This window comes from Pantoea sp. SGAir0175, assembly GCF_043547855.1.
The window spans coordinates 1,848,433-1,863,836 of sequence record NZ_CP028081.1 but is presented as its reverse complement, the minus strand read 5'-3'; the positions used below and the strand labels follow the sequence as shown (position 1 = coordinate 1,863,836).

At 60.0% G+C, this 15,404-nt stretch carries 13 protein-coding genes; 10 read left to right on the top strand and 3 right to left on the bottom strand.

Features of this window, described 5'->3' with window-relative positions:
* The first annotated feature begins 56 nt into the window (after window positions 1-56).
* Together C1N56_RS08530 and argS are read left to right on the top strand one after the other, a co-directional pair.
* Window positions 57-179 (top strand): hypothetical protein, encoded by a 123-nt coding sequence (locus C1N56_RS08530; RefSeq protein ID WP_007889544.1) that lies wholly within the window; start codon window positions 57-59, stop codon window positions 177-179.
* A gap of 166 nt (window positions 180-345) precedes the next feature.
* A complete protein-coding gene (gene argS, locus C1N56_RS08525; RefSeq protein WP_031280190.1) occupies window positions 346-2,076 on the top strand; it encodes an arginine--tRNA ligase in 1,731 nt (576 codons plus the stop codon).
* A 50-nt stretch (window positions 2,077-2,126) separates the two neighbouring features.
* Here the strand turns inward: argS and C1N56_RS08520 are convergent, their stop codons facing one another.
* Genes C1N56_RS08520 through flhB form a run of 3 tightly spaced genes read right to left on the bottom strand, consistent with a single transcriptional unit; the run spans window position 2,127 to window position 5,765 of the window.
* Window positions 2,127-2,534: a flagellar protein FlhE gene (locus C1N56_RS08520; protein WP_058771217.1), complete on the bottom strand. Its 408-nt coding sequence runs from the start codon at window positions 2,532-2,534 to the stop codon at window positions 2,127-2,129.
* Window positions 2,534-4,621, bottom strand: a complete 2,088-nt coding sequence (gene flhA / locus C1N56_RS08515) for a flagellar biosynthesis protein FlhA (protein WP_125310400.1) — start codon at window positions 4,619-4,621, stop codon at window positions 2,534-2,536. Before flhA ends, C1N56_RS08520 begins: the two co-directional genes overlap by 1 nt.
* Complete coding sequence (gene flhB, locus C1N56_RS08510; RefSeq protein ID WP_394517389.1) at window positions 4,614-5,765, bottom strand: flagellar biosynthesis protein FlhB; 1,152 nt, start codon at window positions 5,763-5,765, stop codon at window positions 4,614-4,616. Before flhB ends, flhA begins: the two co-directional genes overlap by 8 nt.
* 639 nt (window positions 5,766-6,404) lie before the next feature.
* On the opposite strand from flhB, the gene C1N56_RS08505 reads away from it, so the two are divergent.
* The 8 genes from C1N56_RS08505 to C1N56_RS08470 all read left to right on the top strand — a co-directional run bounded on the left by C1N56_RS08505 (window position 6,405) and on the right by C1N56_RS08470 (window position 15,403).
* Window positions 6,405-6,896, top strand: coding sequence for a hypothetical protein (locus tag C1N56_RS08505; RefSeq protein WP_021509952.1), 492 nt, complete (start codon window positions 6,405-6,407; stop codon window positions 6,894-6,896).
* A gap of 85 nt (window positions 6,897-6,981) precedes the next feature.
* On the top strand, window positions 6,982-8,193 hold the full coding sequence (gene icmH, locus C1N56_RS08500) for a type IVB secretion system protein IcmH/DotU (RefSeq protein WP_058774571.1): 1,212 nt from the start codon (window positions 6,982-6,984) through the stop codon (window positions 8,191-8,193).
* Window positions 8,193-10,307: a type VI secretion system membrane subunit TssM gene (gene tssM, locus C1N56_RS08495; protein ID WP_058774570.1), complete on the top strand. Its 2,115-nt coding sequence runs from the start codon at window positions 8,193-8,195 to the stop codon at window positions 10,305-10,307. The genes icmH and tssM overlap by 1 nt, the downstream gene beginning before the upstream one ends.
* A 13-nt stretch (window positions 10,308-10,320) precedes the next feature.
* Entirely contained in the window at window positions 10,321-11,019 is a 699-nt protein-coding gene (tagF, locus tag C1N56_RS08490; RefSeq protein WP_021509949.1) for a type VI secretion system-associated protein TagF, read from the top strand.
* A gap of 33 nt (window positions 11,020-11,052) precedes the next feature.
* Window positions 11,053-12,183: a type VI secretion system-associated FHA domain protein TagH gene (gene tagH / locus C1N56_RS08485; protein WP_394517388.1), complete on the top strand. Its 1,131-nt coding sequence runs from the start codon at window positions 11,053-11,055 to the stop codon at window positions 12,181-12,183.
* A complete protein-coding gene (locus tag C1N56_RS08480; RefSeq protein ID WP_394517387.1) occupies window positions 12,180-12,956 on the top strand; it encodes a PP2C family protein-serine/threonine phosphatase in 777 nt (258 codons plus the stop codon). The genes tagH and C1N56_RS08480 overlap by 4 nt, the downstream gene beginning before the upstream one ends.
* A 711-nt stretch (window positions 12,957-13,667) precedes the next feature.
* The gene (locus C1N56_RS08475) at window positions 13,668-13,742 is read left to right on the top strand and encodes a zinc finger domain-containing protein (RefSeq protein WP_088517819.1); all 75 of its coding nucleotides are present in this window, start codon (window positions 13,668-13,670) and stop codon (window positions 13,740-13,742) included.
* A gap of 245 nt (window positions 13,743-13,987) precedes the next feature.
* On the top strand, window positions 13,988-15,403 hold the full coding sequence (locus tag C1N56_RS08470) for a serine/threonine protein kinase (RefSeq protein WP_058771211.1): 1,416 nt from the start codon (window positions 13,988-13,990) through the stop codon (window positions 15,401-15,403).
* The last annotated feature ends 1 nt before the right edge of the window (window position 15,404 follow it).

Here is a 15,404-nt window from a genome sequence, read left to right as displayed (position 1 = left end):
GCAGTAGCTGACCCTTTCTTATAAATTTGGGTTTCACAACTACAAGGAATGGCCCTATGTCTATGCTCATTGTTGTCGCGGTCCTGATAGCCTTGATGGGATTTGCAATTTCCCGCCACTGGAAGGTGCGTGAAGACAAAAGCGTTAAAAATCCCCGTCGCCACCCGCGCCGCCGTTAACCGGCGCGCGGGCCTGCGTCCACCGGCAGCCATAACCGATTGCTGACGCACCCCAACATTTCACGTATACTTCCCCTCTTATTTTTTCCGTCCCGACACGCACGCGGGATGACGACATCGGCTCGCCCTCAGCTGGCGGGCCTTTTCAGCATATGAAGGTAACGCGGTGAATATTCAGGCTCTTCTTTCCGATAAAGTCAGTCAGGCGATGGTGGCGGCAGGCGCACCGGCCGATTGCGAACCGCAGGTTCGTCAGTCTGCAAAAGTGCAGTTCGGCGATTACCAGGCGAACGGTATCATGGCCGTGGCGAAAAAGCTCGGTCAGGTGCCGCGCCAGCTGGCTGAGCAGGTAGTTCAGCATCTGGATCTGGCTGGCATCGCCAGCAAAGTCGACATCGCCGGTCCCGGCTTTATCAACATCTTCCTCGACCGCCAGTGGCTGGCACAGCAGGCCGCGCAGGCGCTGCAGCTGCCACGCCTGGGCGTCAGCGAAGTGACACCTCAGACTATCGTGATTGACTACTCGGCGCCCAACGTGGCGAAAGAGATGCACGTCGGTCACGTGCGATCCACCATCATCGGTGATGCCGCAGTGCGCACCCAGGAGTTTCTCGGTCATCACGTCATCCGCGCTAACCACGTCGGTGACTGGGGCACACAGTTTGGCATGCTGATCGCCTATCTGGAGAAGCAGCAGAACGAGCACCATGAAGATATCGCGCTGGCTGACCTTGAAGCCTTCTACCGCGAAGCGAAACGCACCTATGACGAAGACGAAGCCTTCGCCGAGCGCGCCCGCGGCTACGTGGTGAAACTGCAGGGTGGCGACGAATATTGCCGCGCCATGTGGAAAAAGCTGGTGGATATCACCATGAGTCAGAACCAGCAGGTGTATGACCGCCTCAACGTTACCCTGACGCGTAAGGATGTGATGGGTGAAAGCCTGTATAACGACATGCTGCCGGGCATCGTCGCCGATCTGCGCGAAAAAGGGCTGGCAGTGACCAGCGAAGGCGCCACCGTGGTCTTCCTTGATGAGTTCAAAAACAAGGAAGGTGAACCGATGGGCGTGATCATCCAGAAGAAGGATGGCGGCTATCTCTACACCACCACCGATATCGCCTGCGCCAAATATCGCTATGAAACGCTGCATGCCGATCGCGTGCTGTACTACATCGATTCCCGCCAGCATCAGCATCTGCAGCAGGCGTGGACCATCGTGCGCAAAGCGGGCTACGTGCCGGAGTCAGTGCCGCTGGAGCACCATGCGTTCGGCATGATGCTGGGCAAAGATGGCCGTCCGTTCAAGACGCGCAGCGGTGGCACCATCAAACTCTCCGATCTGCTGGATGAAGCCGTTGAGCGCGCCCATGCGCTGGTCAGCGAGAAAAATCCGGAGATGAGCGCGGCAGAGCTGAAAGAGCTGGCGGAAGTGGTCGGCATCGGCGCGGTGAAATACGCCGACCTGTCGAAAAGCCGCACCACCGATTACATCTTCGACTGGGACAACATGCTGGCGTTTGAAGGCAACACCGCGCCGTACATGCAGTACGCCTACACGCGTGTGCTCTCGGTATTCCGTAAAGCGGGCATTGAGGCAGACAGCCTGCACGGCGATATCATCCTGACTGACGAGCGCGAAGCGCTGCTGGCGACCCGTCTGCTGCAGTTTGAAGAGACCATCACCCAGGTCGCGCGCGATGGCACCCCGCACGTGATGTGTGCTTATCTGTACGATCTGGCCGGTCTGTTCTCGGGCTTCTATGAGCACTGCCCGATTCTCTCCGCCGAAGAGGAAAACGTACGCAACAGCCGCCTGCAGCTGGCGGCGCTGACGGCGAAAACCCTGAAGCAGGGGCTGGATACGCTGGGCATCAAAACCGTCGAGCGAATGTAAGCCTAAAAAAACCCGCTGCGGCGGGTTTTTTATTGGCTATTGGCTATTTGCTATTGGTAATTGACCATCACTTCACTGCTCACCACCCGCAGACCGGGCGGCAACGCTCCCTGCCCCTGAAAGCCGAAAGCCAGATGCAGCGTTTCATCGGCTGCCACGTTGGCGAGCCCGCGCGTGCTGCCACTGGCGCCGTCCAGCTCCACGCAGCGCTGACTGGCGCACAGCCGCACCAGCAGACCGGATGGCGCCGGTCGGCTCAGCGTGTAGCGCCAGTTTACCAGCGAAATAGTCCCTGCAGCCGCTGAAGGCGCTTTGAGCGCCGGCGACAGCAGCCAGTTGCCGCGCACGCCCAGGCTCGGGCCGCTGGCGCTGGCCTGCCACGCACCGCTGGCGGCTTTGCCCGTTAGCGGCAGCGCCAGCAGCGCCGCCAGCAGCCATGAGAGCGTCACGCCGCGCATTATTTGCCGCCTATGGTAGCAGTCATGCGGATCTGCCGGTTATCGGTCAGCTCCATATTGGACAGCACCACCAGCTGCGGCAGGTTGCGGCGCAGGAAGCGCGCCAGCAGCGCCCGCAGCGGATGGTTAACCAGCAGCACCGGAGGCGCACCGGTCATCTCCTGCTGCTGCAGCGCGGCCTGCGCCTGCATCAGCAGCCGATCGGCAAGACCCGGTTCCAGACCGCCACCGCCCTGCAGCGCCTGCAGCAGCAGACGTTCCAGCGTGGCATCCAGTCCAATCACCTGCACTTCGCCGTTGCCCGGGAACCACTGCTGGGTAATCGCGCGGCCCAGCGCGACGCGTACCACGCTGGTCAGTTCCTGCGGATCGTTCTGCACCGGCGCATGTTCGGCCAGCGTTTCGATAATGGTGCGCATGTCGCGAATCGAAACGCGTTCGGTCAGCAGATTTTGCAACACTTTATGCAGCGTGGTCAGGGTAATCACGCCCGGCACCAGATCTTCCGTCAGCTTTGGCATCTCCTGGGTGACGCGGTCCAGCAGCTGCTGCGCTTCCTGACGCCCAAACAGCTCGCTGGCGTACTGGCCGATCAGGTGATTAAGGTGAGTAGCTACCACGGTACTGGCTTCCACTACGGTGTAGCCCTGAATCTGTGCCTGCTCTTTCAGCGCGCTGTCGATCCAGATGGCCGCGAGGCCAAACGCCGGGTCAACCGTCGCTTCACCCGGCAGCGTGCCCGCCGCCGTGCCCGGGTTGATCGCCATCCAGCGTCCCGGATAAGCATCGCCGCTGCCAATCTCCACGCCCTTCATCAGGATGCGATAGCGCGCCGGCGGCAGCTCCATGTTGTCACGAATGTGCACCACCGGTGGCAGGAAGCCGACCTCCTGCGCCACCTTTTTACGGATACTGCGGATACGCCCGAGCAGCTCGCCGTTTTGCAGATGATCGACCATCGGAATCAGGCGATAGCCCACTTCCATGCCAAGCGAATCTTCCAGCTGGACGTCGGTCCACGAGGCTTCGACCGTGGCCGGCGTCTCCTGCGTTTTCACCACGCTGGAGGCTTCACTTTGTTTCTTCGGCTGCATTTCGCGGCCGCGCAGCCACCAGGCCAGGCCGAGCAGCGCCGCGGTGAACAGCAGGAACACAAAGTTCGGCATGCCGGGCACAAGGCCCAGCAGGCCAATCACGCCGGCGCTCAGCATCAGCACGCGCGGATTGTTAAACAGCTGGCCCACCATCTGTTCGCCGACGTCCTGATCGGTGCTGACGCGGGTAACGATGACACCGGCAGCGGTAGAGATCACCAGCGCCGGGATCTGCGCCACCAGGCCGTCACCGATGGTCAGCAGCGTATAGGTTTCCCCGGCGTGGCCGAGATCCATACCGTGCTGCACCACGCCCACCAGCAGACCACCGATCACGTTGATCACCATGATCAGGATGCCGGCGATGGCGTCGCCGCGCACAAACTTACTGGCACCGTCCATCGAGCCGTAGAAATCCGCTTCCTGGGTCACCTCGGCGCGCCGGCGTTTGGCTTCGTCTTCACCAATCAGGCCAGCGTTCAAATCGGCATCGATCGCCATCTGCTTGCCGGGCATACCATCCAGCACGAAACGCGCGCCCACTTCGGCGATACGTCCGGCACCTTTGGTGATGACCATGAAGTTGATGATCACGAGGATGATGAACACCACGATACCAATGGCGAAATTACCGCCGACGAGGAAGTGACCAAAGGCTTCAACCACGCGCCCGGCGGCATCAGCACCCGTATGCCCTTCCAGCAGGATGATACGCGTTGAGGCGACGTTCAGCGCCAGACGCAGCAGCGTTGAGAACAGCAAAATGGTCGGGAAGGCAGCGAATTCCAGCGTGCGCTGGGTGAACATCGCCACCAGCAGCACCATGATGGACAGCGCAATGTTGAAGGTAAACAGCAGGTCAAGGATGAACGCCGGCAGCGGCAATACCATCATCGACAGGATCAGCATGATCAGCACCGGACCAGCCAGCACCTGCCATTGCGTGTCTTTAAAATTGCCCGGTAAACGCAGCTTTTCGGCCAGATTAGCCATGGTTGGTGTTCTCTCCTGCAAAGTCCATATCTGCCGGGACCGGCAGATGTTTTGGTTTGTCTGGAATCAGGCCGCCTTCACGCTTCCAGCGTCGCAGCTGCCAGACCCACGCCAGCACTTCTGCCACGGCGGCATAGAGCGCGCCCGGAATAAACTGGCCAATTTCCGTATGACGATAGAGCGCACGCGCCAGCGGCGGCGCTTCCAGAATCGGTACGCGGTGCTCTTTTGCGATTTCACGAATGCGCAGAGCAATGTCACCGGCGCCTTTGGCAATCACTTTCGGCGCGCTCATCTTGCCTTCCTGATACTGCAGCGCCACCGAGTAGTGCGTCGGGTTAGTCACGATGACGTCCGCCTTCGGCACGTCGGCCATCATGCGGCGGCGGGCGGCGGCACGCATCGCCTGGCGGATACGCCCTTTAACGTGCGGGTCGCCTTCGTTCTGCTTGTGTTCATCGCGAATTTCCTGGCGCGTCATGCGCAGCTTTTTGAAGTAGCTGTAGAGCTGCCAGAACACATCAAAGCCAACCATCGGGATCAGTCCCAGCATCACCAGCGCACAGCTGATGGCGGTCATCGACAGGCCATGCTGCAGCGCATTCACCGGCGATTCGCTCATCAGACGCAGCATCTCCTGCCAGTGACTCCACAAATACCAGCCAGCCACCAGCGCCACCAGCACCGCTTTGAGGATCGCCTTCACCAGTTCCGCCCACGTCTGACCGGAGAACATGCGCGCAATGCCCGGTAACGGGTTGAGCTTTTTAAAATCGAATTTGATGGATTTTCCGCTGATGTTGATTCCCCCCAGAATCATCGGCGCGGCGATGGCCACGATCACCAGCCCGGCCATCAGCGGCAGCAGCGCGATCACCGCCTGCATCACCAGGTTGCCGATGTGCGAGACGATAATTTTATCGTCGTTGACCATGCCGTGGTCGAAGCGGAAGCCGGTGGCCACCATGCTGGCCAGCCGTTGCGCCATATTGTGGCCGCCCAGCCAGATGATCAGCAGCCCGGCCAGCAGCATCAGTACCGAAGTCAGCTCGCGCGAACGCGGAATCTGCCCCTCCTGCCGTGCTTTCTCAAGTCGGTGGGGGGTGGGCGATTCTGTTTTGTCCTCGTTGCTCTCTTCAGCCACGACATACCTCAGCTGGCAGGAATTCTGAGCATAGGATGCCAAAACCCTTCGGGTCTAAAGCGCGGATTAAGCGAGAAAAAGATGGGTTTATTTAGCCATAAGTGAAATCAGGACCTGCGCTAACCTGGCACGGGCCAATCACCAGCGAACGGTTCCGCGACCTTTGCTGCGCAATACGGTTAAGTGGTGGAGCAAGCAAAAGCCGTGCCGGACTGGCTGGGTTACTGACACGGCTGCGCCCGGAAATTCCGAAAATCATAAAATTGTTTCGCCGCGCAATCTTTTTTTATCTGAAAAAATAGATAAATCTTATTTACCAATCCCCCTAAGCACCATCAGGGGGCAAATGTCGCGCCGCACACCAGCCGCGCTTGCTTACGCAAATAAATTAATGCAGCTTATCTATCGTCCCAGCCAGAACGATCGCGGCGTGCCGTTAAGGCGTTTTTTCGCCCGGTAGCACGGGATTTGCCGCGGTGCAATGGTTTGAATTCTCAAAAGTCTTAGGTAGACTTAAGTCAGCACTATCTTTCTGTAATTTGACTGTTTTTTAGTGGCCTTCTCACTGCATAATCTGCCCGCCCGCTGAGTGCGTGCCGGATACAACTCTGCAGCGATACTGATGAAAATTTGAGGATCATGGTGAATAAGAGTCTCTTGCTAACGCTGCTGGCGGCTTTAACGCTGGCGGGATGTAAAGCGCCTCCACCGCCCGTGACGGATGACACCCTGGTCACCAGCGAAGTGAACGGCGTAAAACTGGTTCATCGTCATGCAGTGGCAGCACCCGGTGAATTTACCCCGGTGAATGAGAGCTTTCGCGCGCTGTATGCCGCCTCTGTGATGACCCTGCCGGATTACGGCGGCAAAGTGGTCCGTTATCTGGATAACGCCCAAACCTTTGAGGTGCTGGGTCGCGTCGAGCACAACTGGCTGGCGATTGCAGAAGAACCCAGCGGTCAGCTGATTGGCTACGTGCCCCCCAAAGCTGGCGTGGAGAGCAGCCGCTATGATGCCACGCTGCGCAGCGACCGGCCGCGTCCCCGTCGTACTAAACAGGTCTGCGTGGCCGTGGGGGGCGCCAGTAAAGCATGCCGCACCAATGATACCGCGACCTGGATCTTAGACTGATGATGCAATCCGGCGCATATTGCCCGCAGCACACCGCTGCTTTGCGGGCTAACCGTTCCGTTATTGCCAGGATAATTGAGATTTAATGACTCAGGACTCCCTTGCCCGCGATGGCATTGTCGCGGGCAACGATAACCTTTTGCTGAATGCCGCAGCCCCGATTCTGAATGCCGTCGTGCGTATACGGCAGGCGGCGACGCACGACGATCCCGCCGGCCTGCGTCAGCTGCTGATTGAAGAGATCCGCCAGTTCGAGCAACGCTGCAAGCAGGCGGGTTTGCCATTTGAGATGATCATTGGTGCACGCTACTGCCTGTGTAGCGTGCTGGACGAAGCGGCGGCGCAAACCCCCTGGGGCACGCGCGGCGTCTGGTCCGGCAATGGCATGCTGGTGACCTTTCATAACGAAAGCTGGGGCGGCGAAAAAGTGTTCCAGCTACTGTCGCGCGTGTCGCAAAGCCCGCAGCAGCATTTATGGCTGCTGGAAGTGATTCACTACTGCCTGCTGCTGGGCTACGAAGGGCGCTATCGCGGCAGCGACAGCGGACGCGCACAGTGTGAAGGCATTCGTAAACGGCTGGCGCAGCTGATTGCGGAAACCCGCCCGGCACCACCACCGCGCGCGCCGCTGGTGGAAGTGCATCCGCTGGTCAGCACCCTGACGCGACCAATGGTGCCACTGTGGGCCTGCGTCACGCTGGCTACGCTGATTGCCTGTCTGATCTACAGCGGGCTCAACTGGCGGTTGGGCAATGCGGCCGAACCGCTGCTGCGCGCCATCTATCAAACCCCGCTGCCGCAAATCATGCCGGGCCGCCGCCCCACCTCACCGCAGGCGCTGCTCGATCTGCATCAGCGTCTTAACGACGTGATTGCCGCAGGCCAGCTGGAAGTGAGCGATGGTGCCTTTGGCAGCAAAGTGATCATCCCTGCGGACAAGCTGTTTGCGCCGGACGGTACGGTGGTAAACCAGGTTGGCCGCGCGCTGCTGGCGCACGTGGCCAGCGCGATGAAGACGGTAAAAGGCACGGTGCTGGTATCGGTCTATACCGATAATCGTCCGGTGGATGGCCGTTTCGCCTCCAGCTATGAGTTCTCCTTCGCCCGTGCCCGTGCCGTTACGCAACTGCTGAATACGCAGCTGGCGGACGGTCACAGCGTTAAAGCCGAAGGCCGCGGTGACAGCAATCCGCTCTTACCCAATGACAGCAATGAAAACCGCGCCCGCAATCGCCGGGTGGAGATCACCCTGTTTGCGGCACCGGAAACCCTCGGCAACCATCAGGGAGGCCAGTGATGCGCGCATCACTCCAACATCTGTTAACCCATCGCCTGCTGTGGGGCCTGATTGGCGTCACGGCGCTGAGCTGCGTGCTGTGGATGCTCGGTCCGCTGTGGAGCTGGGGAGATACCCGTCCACTGGAGCCGGTATTCCCGCGCCAGCTGGCGGTCGGTCTGCTCTATTTCTGCTGGGTGCTGTTCCAGTTTATTCCCGCCATCTGGCGCGGCTGGTTTAACAGCAAGCTGCTCAATCGCCTGCAGGAGATGAGTCACGAAGAAGCGTCCGATCGCCAGGCGACCGAGACGCTGCTGACCCAGCGCTTCAGTGAAGCGGCGCTGCGGCTGAAACGCACTCAGTTTGGTCGCCGGCATCAGAAAAGCTGGCTGGCGCGTTTTCAGAGTCACTATCTGTATCAGCTGCCGTGGTACGTGATGATAGGCGCGCCCGGCGCCGGTAAAACCACCGCGCTGCTGAATGCTGGTCTGGAGTTTCCGTTAACTGACAGCCTCGGCAAAGAGGCGGTACGCGGCGTCGGCGGCACGCGTCACTGCGACTGGTGGTTCACCGACAGCGCAGTCTTAATCGACACCGCGGGCCGTTACGCACTGCAGGAGAGCCAGCGCGCGCGCGACGGTGCCGAGTGGCATAACTTCATTAAACTGCTAAAGCGCTACCGCACGCGCCAGCCGATCAACGGCGTGATCATGACCATCAGCGTGGCTGACCTGCTGACCGACTCCGCCGAGGCACGTCACGCCCAGGCCAGCGCGCTGCGCAGCCGCATGGTCGAGCTGCATCAGCAAACCGGCATTCATTTCCCGGTGTATGTGATGGTCACCAAAACCGACCTGCTGAAAGGGTTTATGAGCTTTTACGGCAACCTGAGTAAGCCGCAGCGCGATGCCATCTGGGGCTTCACCTTCCCGTGGGAACCGGGCAAGCCGCATAAAGATGACTGGCACCGCAGCTTTAGCGAGCGCTTTCAGCAGCTGGAGCAGCGTCTGCAGCAGCAGCTGGCCGACGTGATGGCCGGCGAGCGCGATCTCACCCAGCGCGCCGACAGCTTCCTGTTCCCGCAGGAGTTCAGTTCGCTGCGTCCGTTACTCAACGAATATCTCGACGTGGTGTTTTCCCGCCATGAGGATGAGATTGCCTGGTCGGCGCGCGGCCTGTTCTTCACCAGCGGTACCCAGGAAGGCCTGCCGTTTGACCGCATCATGGGTGAACTCAACCGTAAGCTACAGCTGCCACACACCGGCGAGTCGAGCCTTGCCGCGTGGGACAGCGTTAACCGCAGCAATCCGATTCCGGGTACCAAAGGCCAGAGCTTCTTTATTCGCGACCTGTTAAGCGACCTGGTGTTCCGCGAAAGCGGCCTTGCCGGCAGCAACCGTCACTGGGAGTATCGTAACCGGCTGCTGCACTGGATCGGTTACGGCGCGCTCACCGGCGCGCTGGTGCTGCTCTCCGGTTTGTGGCTCACCAGCTACGTGCAGAATCAGCGTTATCTCGATCAGGTCGCGGCGCGTATCGGGCCGATTACCGCGCAAAGTCAGCAGGTTATTCATCAGCCAGCCGATAATATTTTTGATCTGCTACCCTTCTTAAATAACCTGGTGAAACTGCCGCTGTCGGCGCATTTTTCTCTCGACAATCCACCGCTTACCATGCGCGCTGGACTGTATCGCGGTAACCAGGTGAGCGATGCCGCATGGGTGCTTTATCAAAATGCGCTTAAGTCTTTACTGCTGCCGCGTGTGGCCCAGCAAATTACCAACCTGCTGCGTGACGATCCCGGCACCGACAATGACTACAGCCGCAATGCGCTGCGCGCTTATCAGATGTTGTATCAGCCGCGTAACTATGACGGCGAATTTCTGCGCGGCTGGCTGATGCAAAATCTGCAGCGCACGCTGCCGGACAACGTCAGCGCGCGCGATCTGCAGCAGCTTGACTGGCACCTTAGCCAGCTGCTCGATCAGCAGATTCAGTCGTCGCCTTATGCGCGCGACAATGCGCTGATGATGCGTAAGCTTGCGGAAAATCTGAAAAATGCCGGTCAGAATGGCCGTATGCTGGCGGTTGCGCCACACACCGTATCGCAGCGATTGACCGGACACAGTGAGTAATGGTGAGGTAACCATGGCGAGTTACACCGCGCCGGGCTGGTATGGCAAATTACCGGCCACCGGTGATTTTCTGCGCCAGCGGCTCAGTGAAGCCACGGTGACGCCGTGGAGCCACTGGTTTCAACAAGGCTTAATCCACTGGCATCAGCAGGAAGAGGCCAGCACGCAACAGTTTTTACGCGCGCCGGTATGGAATTTTGTCCTGCCGCTATCGCCGCTGCGCCAGCAGGTGCAGCTGGGCTGTCTGCTGCCCTCGTGCGATCGCGTCGGCCGTGCGTGGCCGCTGCTGGCGCTGCACAGCATTCCGCTCAGCGCGTGGCATGCTTCACAACTGGCGATCTCCGGCGACTGGTATCAGGAACTCGGCGCGCTGCTGTGGCAGGCGGTGCGCGATCGCCTCAGCCCGGACGCGCTGGAGACGCAGATTCAGCAGCTGGCTCCGCTGCTGCTGCCGGATAAGCAGCGCAGCGACATCATGGATGTGATTGGTTTTGACGATTTGCCCTGCACCCTGAGCTGGCGTGAAGTGGCCGACCGTTTTGATCCCCAACAGCACATTAGCTACTGGTGGAGTAATCGCAGTGACGGCTTTGCCCACGCCACGCATAAACACAGTGGCCCGCTCACCGCGCAACTTTTTTCGTTATTGTTTAACCCGGCGGCGGGTGCCCAGCCGGGACGTAATGGCCTCTATCCACCGATGTTTGAATAGGCCAGTGCGCTTGCCTTGTTAACGGGATGACTCATGCAATTTACCATTGTGCAGTGCAATACGGATGTGCCCGCCAAAACCGTCGCGTTTAGCCCGCCTGGCGGGACCATTGGCCGCAGCCAGGATAACGACCTGGTGCTGCCCGACGAATCGCGCGCTATCTCGCGCCTGCAGGCACTGGTGCACCTGTCGCCAGACGGCGAGTGCCGCCTGACCAACCAGGGCAGCGTCACTTCAGTGGTGCTGAACGGCGTGGCGCTGCAGCGCGGCTCGCAGGTGCGGCTGCGCCACGGCGATACGCTGCAGATTGGCGAATATGGCCTGGAAGTGCGTGACCCGGCGTGTCAGAACGCACCGCAGGACGATCCGCTGGCGTTTTTTGCTAACAGCGCCGCCGATCCGCTGGGTATGCAGCAGGACGAAAGCGTGCCGGAACCGGAAGTGCTGCCACAGAGTGACAGTCCGCGTCACGAACGCCGCCCGGACGCGCGCCTGGCGATCGATCCGCAAAGCGATGCGCCCGTGATGCCAGCCGTGCTGGCGGGCGCCGATCAGGACAAACTGATCGCCGCGCTGCTGGAAGGCATGGGCCTGAATAATGGTCACCAGACGCCGATCACCGAAGAGCAGATGCGCGTCACTGGCCGCATGCTCAGCCTGTTTTCGCAGGGTACGGTTGCCCTGCTCTCTTCGCGCTCCATCCTCAAGCGCGGCGTTAAAGCCGACATGACGATGATCCTTAACGAAGCCAACAACCCGTTTAAAATTCTGCCCTCCGGCAAAACCGTGCTGATGCAGATGTACCAGAGCCAGATGCCTGGCTTTATGCCGCCGGAAGCAGCGGTGCGCGATGCGCTGGTGGATTTACAGGCGCATCAGCTGGGAATGATTGCCGGTATTCGCGCCATCATCGCCGCCATGCTGCAGTCGTTTAATCCGCAGCGTCTGGAAGAGGAAGCGCGCAAAGACGGCGTGCTGCCTAAGATGCCGTTCAGCGGCGGACGCAAAGCGGCGCTGTGGGACTATTTTCTCCGTCACTATCAGCGCACCGCAGGCGAGATTGAAGATGACTTCCACACCCTGTTTGGTGAAGCCTTTCTGCATGCCTACGACATGGAAGTGAATCAGTACAAAGATTCCCAGACGCGGACCGAAGACGCATGAAAATGAAGTTTGCCAGCCGCTGCCAGCAGGGTATGCGTGACGAAAACCAGGATCGCACCGGTGCCGAAGTCGATGAACACAAAGCCTGTTTTCTGGTGTGCGACGGCGTGGCCGGTCTGCCCGGCGGCGATTATGCGGCCCAGCTGGTGCGCGATACCCTGCTGACGCAGCTGCAGCAAAGCGACACGTTCACGCCGGAGAGTACGCGCGCGGCGATAGAAAAGTGTCAGCAAACGCTGGTCAGCGCCCAGGGGAACAATCCGAATTTTTCGCGCATGAGCACCACCCTTGCCGCCCTGTTTATTGACCGCACAACGCAGCGCGCATGGTGGGCGCACGCCGGTGATAGCCGGGTTTATCACTTCCGCCACGGGGTGCTGCATCAGGTGACGCGTGACCACAGTCTGGCGCAGCAGCTGCGCGAAGCCGGCTATGAAAATACCGGCATTAACAGTAATTTACTTTATAATGCGCTGGGTATTGAGCCGGCCCGACCGGCCACCTTCAGCGAGGTGATTGAGCTGACCGATGGTGACGCATTTCTGGTCTGTACCGACGGTTTCTGGCTCAACCTCACCACCGACGAAATGGAACAGGCACTGCGCATGGTAAACGCCTGCGAAGAGTGGCTGGCATTGATGGAACAGGCCGTAAACCGCAGTGTTAAAAGCGACAATCTCAGCGCTCTGGCAATCTGGATTGGCGAACCGCAGGACGCGACGCTGCTTTATTCCCAGGCTGATGCGGCACGTTTTCTGCCGTCACGTTATTGATTGCAAGGATCATTATGAAACTGTGGTTGCCGGGCGTTGCCGCCCTGTTACTGGCCCTGAATGCGCAGGCGGAAGATTACCGGGTGGTCTACTCGCCCAGCCTGTCGCTGGAAGTCTATATCGATAACGTTGCCAGTAATGCGCCCGACGACTGGTGTAAAGAGACGCTGCCGCTGCGCATCGTGTCCGGCAAAAGTAGCGACACCAGCATTCTTACCAGCTTCCTGCCGCGCGTCGGCACGCTGCTGGCGAACCAGTGCGGCCTGCTGGATGAGATCCCCTGGCAGATGACCAGCAAAGAGGGCAGCGTGCTGGCTAACGGCAGCGCGGCAAAACTGCAGAACTGGCGGCCGATCATCCTCAACGACGCGACCGCCAGCGCCAGTGCAAATACCGCGGCGCCGCTGGATTTATCGCGTCCGGCCGACAGCACGCCGCTGCAGCACTTCGCCCTGCCCGGCGGCTGCCATTTCCGTACCTGGTGGGATGAAAACGGCGGTTCGCTGTTTATCCCTGAGAACCCGCAGCAGCATTGCTCAACCGAGGGCTGGCTGGAAGGTCCGGCGGCGATGACGCTGCTGAGTGACGGCAAAACGCGCAGCCAGACGGTGACGTTCCTGCAGGGTTATCCCATCGCCGATCTCACGCTGACCCGCACGCCGCTGGAGGTGGTGGCGGTGAACAAACAGCGCATGATTGTCACGCGGCCCGATGCCAGCGATAGCTGGCTGGTGCTGCCGTTTGATGCTCAGCAGCACGTCTGGCGCTTCAGCGGTACGCTGCTGATTAAAATGGATAAAAACACCGGCACGGATAGCGAAGCGGTGAAATCGCGGGTTGATAGCTTACGCGGCATCTGGTCGCCGCAGTTTATGCCACAGCAAAAAGTGACTGTGTTACTGATTGACACCCTGCACGCCGATCTGGCCGATCCGGCAATTGGTGCCTGGCGTAACATTAATTAATTAGCGGTTGTTGCCCGCCGTCACCGGCGTGACGGGGCGCTACAGGACGTGTTCAGAGAGCTCACTATGTCGGCAAACGAAAATCATACCCCCAATGCCCTGCCTGCGGGCTACCGGTTTAACGAGTTTGAAATCAAGGAAGTGATCGGCGGCGGCGGCTTTGGCATTGTCTATCGCGCCTGGGATCATCAGCTGGAACGCACTATCGCCATCAAAGAGTACATGCCGGTGTCACTGGCGGTACGCGGTGCGGATCTGGCGCTGGAACTGCGCGGCGAGCGCTTCCAGAAACTGTTTAATGCCGGACGCAACAGCTTTATTCAGGAGGCACGGCTGCTGGCGCGCTTCAATCATCCCGGTCTGCTGCACGTCCTGCGCTTCTGGGAAGAGAACGGCACGGCTTACATGGGCACGCTCTACTACAGCGGCATGACGCTGAAAGAGTGGCAGCTCACCAGCCCGGACAGCATTGACGAAGCGTGGATTCGCCGTCTGTTACCGCCGCTGTTTGGTGCCATCAACACCATTCACACCGCCGGTTACCTGCATCGTGATATTTCGCTCGATAACATTCAGATTCAGGAAAACCAGCTGCCGGTGCTGCTCGACTTTGGCTCGGCGCGCAAAGAGATTGGCAACCTGTCAGATGAAACCGAGATCATGCTCAAGCCGGGCTTCGCGCCAATTGAGCAGTACAGCGAAGAGGGAGAAGTCGAACAGGGACCGTGGACCGATATTTACGCGCTGGGCGCGGTGCTGCATACGCTGATCACCGGCCACGCGCCGCCGGTCAGCGTGGTGCGCTGCATTGAAGATAACTACCAGCCGCTGGTGGAGCGCAAGCCTGAGGGGTATTCGCTGCCGCTGCTGCACGCGATCGACTGCGCGCTGGCGATGAAGCCGGAAGACCGTCCGCAGAGTATTGATGCTTTTGCCCGGCTGATCGATCTGCCGGTGAGCGATGTCGAAGCGCTGGTGACGACCTTCCCGGTGACCGCGGAGAGCCAGCCCGTGCCGGAGCCGGTAGCGGCCGTGCCGGAACCGCAGGTAATGGCGGTTAATCATGCCGCCGCCGCGATTGAACCGGTGACGCCGCGCAATGTGCGCCGTTTGTCGCCTGCCCTGCTCGCCGCCGCTGCCGTGGCGTTGCTTGCCGTGGTGGTCGTAGTGTGGAAAGCCAATCGCCCGAGCGACGCACCGCCGGTGGCGGCCAGCAGCGCCCCGGCAGCGACCCCATCAGCGGGCAGCGCGCCCGCCAGCAGCGCGCCAACCATGGCGACGGTTTACCTGCAGTTGCAGGCAGGGGAAAATATCGTGCTGAACGGCGAAGCGAAGGATGTGAAACCCGCCAGCAGCGGTTTCGCCTCGCTGAATCTGGCGGCAGGCAGCTATCGTATTGAAGTGCATCACGGCAGCCAGGTGCGCAGCCAGATGCTGACGATTAACCAGCCGGGTACCTGGCTGATTAATCCGGGTAATTGAG